This window comes from Nostoc sp. CHAB 5715 (assembly GCF_020829685.1).
Taxonomy (GTDB): domain Bacteria; phylum Cyanobacteriota; class Cyanobacteriia; order Cyanobacteriales; family Nostocaceae; genus Nostoc.
The window spans coordinates 1-5,249 of the sequence record NZ_JAIVFR010000533.1; the positions used below are offsets into that span (position 1 = coordinate 1).

Below are 5,249 nucleotides of genomic sequence, written 5' to 3' on the forward strand. Positions count from 1 at the left end.
TATCGGTACTTCTACCGTTTGAAATTCAGGTTCTGTGGTCAACTGTTTGCCACCCGATGAACCAATAAACTGTAAAAGTTGTTTATTAGAGTTATACCACCGCGCGTATATTAGTCCGCCATTCAACGATACACTGCTTTCTACAGGAGTTTGGCTGCGCTGATTTTGCCTTTGACTTTGATAAAGAAAGTATTGGGTTTTGGTAGCAAAGGCTTTACTTTGTGAAAAGAGTTCGTCGTCAAAAACCCGCAACTGTTCTTCTGCATTCAGACAATAGCCCACCCCTGCAAAAGCGAACAAAATTCCACCCATTGACAGGGCAAACCAGTGAGCAAGATTACGACGGCTATGATTAAACATTAGTCATTAGTCATTAGTCATTGGGCATTGGGCATGGGGCATTGGGCATTGGGCATTGGGCATGGGGCAGGGGGAAATGAGGGGAAAGACTGACTGCAACCTCTCCCCTGCTCCCCTGCTCCCTCATCTCCCTCATCCCCCTCATCTCCCCCTGCTCCCTCATCTCCCTCATCTCCCTCATCCCCCTCATCTCCCCCTGCTCCCTCATCTCCCCCTGCCCCCTGCACCCTGCCCCCTGCCTCCGTTTGACGGTTTACAAATTTGGCGGATTTATTCGATAGCCCATCCGATGCACTGTTTCTATCCAATCTTTGACACCAATAGTCTGTAAGCGCTGGCGCAAGCGGCGAACCAAGGTAGTAACCGCGTTACTTTCTGGTTCCTCTCCGCAACTCCAAAGGGCTTGCTCAATCTGGTTATGAGATAATACTTGGCGGGGATGACGCATCAAATACTCCATCAATTGAAACTCCCGACTAGAAAGTTGAGTTGTCAACGAACCAAGTTCGAGCGTCAAACTAGATAAATGAAGTTGCAAATCGCCCAGACTAAGTATATCTCCTTGCCACATAGGCGATCGCCGTCCTAGCGCCCGGACTCGTGCCAATAACTCTAGGACATCTACAGGCTTTACTAAGTAATCATCGGCTCCAGCATCTAAACCCATTACCTTATCCAAAATCGTGTCTTTCGCTGTCAGCATCAATACAGGAGTCAGCTTACCTGCCCGTCGATACACTTGACACAATTCTACGCCACTCACTTTAGGCAACATCCAATCTAGAATTAGCAAGTCATAGTCTTTACGAAAGGCAAACCACTGTGCCGTTTCTCCATCAGCGATCGCATCAACTGTATGCCCCACCTTCAATAAGGCTGCCCGCAGTGGCTCTAACTGCGATGGGTCATCTTCGACTAGTAAGATTAACATCCCATTTGCTCAGGTTGCCGTAATTTTCGCTTTCTAATTTTAAGATTAAGCTAATACCATTTCACAAAATCCCTGATACAGATACATGGGTAGGGGCGTACAGATGTACATACGTGTCAACTTAAGCTAGAAGCTTAACTGTTGGCTTGCCTCACCCGCCTAGAACTAAAGTTCTTTGGCTTTCAGCTAAACTCTACTGAAGTAGACTAAAGATTTTTGGGTATATTTAGTCATCTTAAGATGACTTTCGCTATTAGCAAGGAACTTCAGTTCCTTGCGGGACATGACTTTCACGTTAAGTTGACACCAATGTAATTCGTAATACTTCGGCTACGCCCTTCTCTACGAGAGGCTGCGCCAACGGCTACGCTCAGGACAGGCTCAGTACAAGTTCGTAATTCGTAATGACGCTCCTACGTCGCTAACGTAATTCGTAATTTTAAAGAGTTTAATTTTATGTTTCAAGTGGGGTTTAAATTCCCACTTGAAACATAGTTATTAATTACGTTTAAACAGCAGCAAGAGTAGGTGCAGCGAATTTAGCATATCGCTCAATGTAGAATTCCTTAGAGTGAGCGATCGCTTTCACAGACTCACGCTCTTTCAAAGCACGTTTCCACTGGCGTAGACGGGTAAATTCCTCTGGCACTCCAAAGCCACGATACTGCTTCAGTGCAGCCCAGCGCTCAAACCAGGGGAAATAAGTAAAATCGACCAAACTGATGGATTCACCAAACCAGTAGGGGCCTTCCCCAGATAGCTTTGCTAAACCTTCATTTTCAATGAATTCCAAGTGTTTGTATAGTTCCTGTTTAGCTTCTTCTTGTTTTTGGGGATCTGAACTCCGCAGCAGGGTAGAAAAAGCGGGAACGAACCTGGTGTTAGCAAAATCGATCCAGATGCGAGCCTGTGCCCTAGCAGCGGGACTGCTAGGTAACAGTGGTGGATTGGGAAATACCTCATCAAGATACTCGTTAATCACTGCTGACTCCCAAACTCGGTTATCACCATGAGTTAGTGCAGGCACTTTCCCATAGGGGGAAACTTTGGTAAACCCTTCAGGCTTATTCTGCAAATCAATTTCAATCAAATCGAAGTCGATGCCTTTCTCTTGGAGTACCAAGCGGGTACGGTGAGCATAAGGACAAACAACTGCACTGTATACTTTAATTTCAGCCAGTCAAGAGAATGTTTCCCTGGCGAGGTATTTTTCCCAATCTCTAGCCCCACACGGAAATTAATATACGTCAATGCTAATAGTAATGGTATGTACTGGAACTGCAAAGATGCGTAGAAAACCAAGCTAGCAATTAGCAGCGTCCACAATCGCAATTTCTGTTGTGCTAAAGACCAATAAATTCCTAACACACTCAACAAGAACAGCCCATAAAAAATTGATATAAAGTTCATTTTTTAGTTATTTGTCATTTGTCATTTGTCATTGGGCATTGGGCATGGGGCATTGGGCATGGGGCATTGATCAATAATTAATAGTTATTCTTCCCCTGCTCCCCCTGCTCCCTCATCTTCCTCATCTCCCTCATCCCCCACTCCCCACAGCCTATGGATCAATCCGAACACTCGTCAATAACTGACCCATCCTTTGCTCAACAAGTACAAAGGCTATATCAGCTTACAATATATGGCAGGTGGCTGTTTGTCGGCTGTTTATGGCTTACCATTGCACCTGTTAGCTTGTGGGGTCTACGTGCAGAAATTTCTTTGTGGCAACAATATTTTACCTGGGTAGCGGTGCGATATGGACTCTTCTATCATCCACTGTCTACCTTCGGTTTAGCCTTTTGTATTGGGATGACTGCTGCTGTTTTAGTTTGGCAAAGTCGAAATATTCTAATCGGACTACCAGAGCAGGAAAAACAACGTTTAGAAAAACAAGTTTATCGAATACGTCAGCAGGGGCCAACTCATCCTCTATGGAAGTGGGTTTGTCATTAAACTTTCTTTCTCGTTGCATATAGCATATATATTATGTACACGTACAGCAATTTTTAGCAAAATATGACTTAACCATACAAAGATATTGCCAAAAGTGGATGCCATACATGAACGAGTCTCAGATTCAATTTAGCGAACGCAAGACTGAAATTGACCTTTACCAACTCCAAGAACTGTTAAATGTTTCAGCTTTCTGGGCAAAAGGCCGCAGTATTGAAGATTTAGGTATAGCCATTGCCAACAGTGAGCCAGTGATTTCCGTCTGCGATCGCAATCGACTCATTGGCTTTGCTAGAGCAACATCTGATGGCATATATCGCGCCACAATTTGGGATGTTGTGATTCATCCAGAGTATCAAAATAGTGGGTTGGGAAGCAAGTTAGTAGAAACCGTTTTGAGTCATCCCCGCATGAGGTCGGTTGAGCGCGTTTACTTGATGACTACTCACCAACAAAGTTTCTACGAAAAGATTGGTTTTCAACCCAATACCACTACTACGATGGTGTTACACAACCAACCTAACCTTGCTTTCGTTCCTGCAACAGAAGTTCCGCTTCAGGAATCACTAGGGGGATAGAGATTTGTAGTCTGCTAATCTCTTGATGTGGTTCCTTCGCAATCGTCGAGGGCAGGATTTCTAACTTTCCTCCCATAACTTCCACCAGAGTCTGATTGATTAATAGCCTCATTCCTGGGGAAAGAGCAGCGTTTCCTTGGTCAATCTGGGTCAGATGATCTTCAGATTTAATTAAATCAATCGGTTCGCTCCAGGGTATGGCATGGGTTGGTACATCCAACCAAATGTTTACAAAATTACTTGTAGGCACTGTGCTGCTAGAAATACAGATGCTGCCTTCCTCCATTTGAGTAATGGCAGTGTCTATTAAACTTATCAATATTTGGCAAAGCCAGAGGTAATCTGCCAAAACATAAATTTCTGGGTCGGCGGGTAACAATTGCAAGGAAAAATTGCGATTGGCCGCCAGCATATAAGTTAATTTATGAACTTCCTCCAAAACTTGAGCTAACGGTCTAGGCTGAATATCTAACTTATTAGTACCGTGTTCAGTTCTGGCAACACTGAGAATTTCATCCATCAGCTTGAGTAGCTTCAGCGTTCGCTCGTGAGCTTGGGCAATAAATTCTCTCTCTTCAGCCCGGTCTTCACACAAATCCGACAAAATTAACTGATGTAAACCTATCAAACCACTGAGGGGCGATCGCAATTCATGGGTAGTCCGCGCCAAAAAACCACCTTTAAACTGGCTCATTTCCCTTGCCATAAGGTATGCCAGGTGCATTTGCTGTAGCTGTTGCGATATTGGTGGCATATCCTGTTCAGCTAATGGCGCTACTGGAGATGAGCTAGATGAAACATTAGGCGATCGCACAAATAATTGACGGAAAATCATACCTAGTGCTATTCCTGCTCCTAGATATATCCAGTTGCTCCAATTCATAATTTGGCAATTATTAACTTGTTAATTGACCACAACAGCGCAAACTAAAGTTCTAGATTTCTCTGTTGTTAAAACCAGGAAGACAACATTATACCTACCTATAGGAATCGTATTTGATTTTTGAAATTATCTACGTAGGCGGGGAGTGGGGAGTAGGGAATAGGGAATAGGGAATTAGGCTTTTCGAGTTGTACCGAGCTTTTTCAGAAATCAAATATTAGTCCTATATATTTGGTTATCACTGGAAATATCTAACTTTATCGCACCTTGCCGCAAAATCTGCCAATTTGTTCCTGTCCATTTAGCAACGGTGGAAGGTACACCCACCCCTGATATTTCACCCTGGTCTTCTAGAGTCAGAACCTTGGGAAACTGAACTTCAATTTCTGTCATCGTTTGCAAAGGCGGCTGACCGGAAAAATTAGCGCTAGTGGTGGCGAGAGGGCCTGTTTGCGCCAAAATAGTTTGGGCGATCGCACTGTTTGGTACTCGAATACCAATTGTTGTTGGATCAATAGGGTTCATAACTTTTGGCACGCGA

General features: G+C 44.1%; 7 protein-coding genes and 2 pseudogenes. 2 read left to right on the forward strand and 7 right to left on the reverse strand.

What is annotated here, in order from left to right:
* From LC574_RS25225 to LC574_RS25245, 5 genes and pseudogenes are all read right to left on the reverse strand, one after another.
* Window positions 1–360: pseudogene (locus tag LC574_RS25225) on the reverse strand (two-component sensor histidine kinase); the annotation flags it as partial.
* 17 nt (window positions 361–377) lie between these two features.
* Complete coding sequence (locus LC574_RS25230; RefSeq protein ID WP_229456283.1) at window positions 378–587, reverse strand: hypothetical protein; 210 nt, start codon at window positions 585–587, stop codon at window positions 378–380.
* Window positions 588–613: 26 nt separating this feature from the next.
* Complete coding sequence (locus LC574_RS25235; protein WP_229456284.1) at window positions 614–1,291, reverse strand: response regulator transcription factor; 678 nt, start codon at window positions 1,289–1,291, stop codon at window positions 614–616.
* A gap of 508 nt (window positions 1,292–1,799) precedes the next feature.
* On the reverse strand, window positions 1,800–2,471 hold the full coding sequence (locus LC574_RS25240) for a glutathione S-transferase family protein (RefSeq protein WP_229456289.1): 672 nt from the start codon (window positions 2,469–2,471) through the stop codon (window positions 1,800–1,802).
* A pseudogene (locus LC574_RS25245) lies at window positions 2,468–2,701 on the reverse strand (MBOAT family protein); the annotation flags it as partial. The pseudogene LC574_RS25245 and the gene LC574_RS25240, both read right to left, overlap by 4 nt.
* Window positions 2,702–2,854: 153 nt before the next feature.
* On the opposite strand from LC574_RS25245, the gene LC574_RS25250 reads away from it, so the two are divergent.
* Both LC574_RS25250 and LC574_RS25255 read left to right on the forward strand, forming a co-directional pair.
* Window positions 2,855–3,247, forward strand: coding sequence for a hypothetical protein (locus LC574_RS25250; RefSeq protein WP_229456285.1), 393 nt, complete (start codon window positions 2,855–2,857; stop codon window positions 3,245–3,247).
* Between the two features lie 107 nt (window positions 3,248–3,354).
* A complete protein-coding gene (locus LC574_RS25255) occupies window positions 3,355–3,825 on the forward strand; it encodes a GNAT family N-acetyltransferase (protein ID WP_229456286.1) in 471 nt (156 codons plus the stop codon).
* On the opposite strand, the gene LC574_RS25260 is transcribed toward LC574_RS25255, so the two are convergent.
* Entirely contained in the window at window positions 3,767–4,708 is a 942-nt protein-coding gene (locus tag LC574_RS25260; RefSeq protein ID WP_229456287.1) for a sensor histidine kinase KdpD, read from the reverse strand. The two genes, LC574_RS25255 and LC574_RS25260, sit on opposite strands and share 59 nt — an antisense overlap.
* Before the next feature lie 210 nt (window positions 4,709–4,918).
* Window positions 4,919–5,249: L-threonylcarbamoyladenylate synthase (locus LC574_RS25265; RefSeq protein ID WP_229456288.1), on the reverse strand; the 331-nt coding region annotated here is incomplete at its 5' end.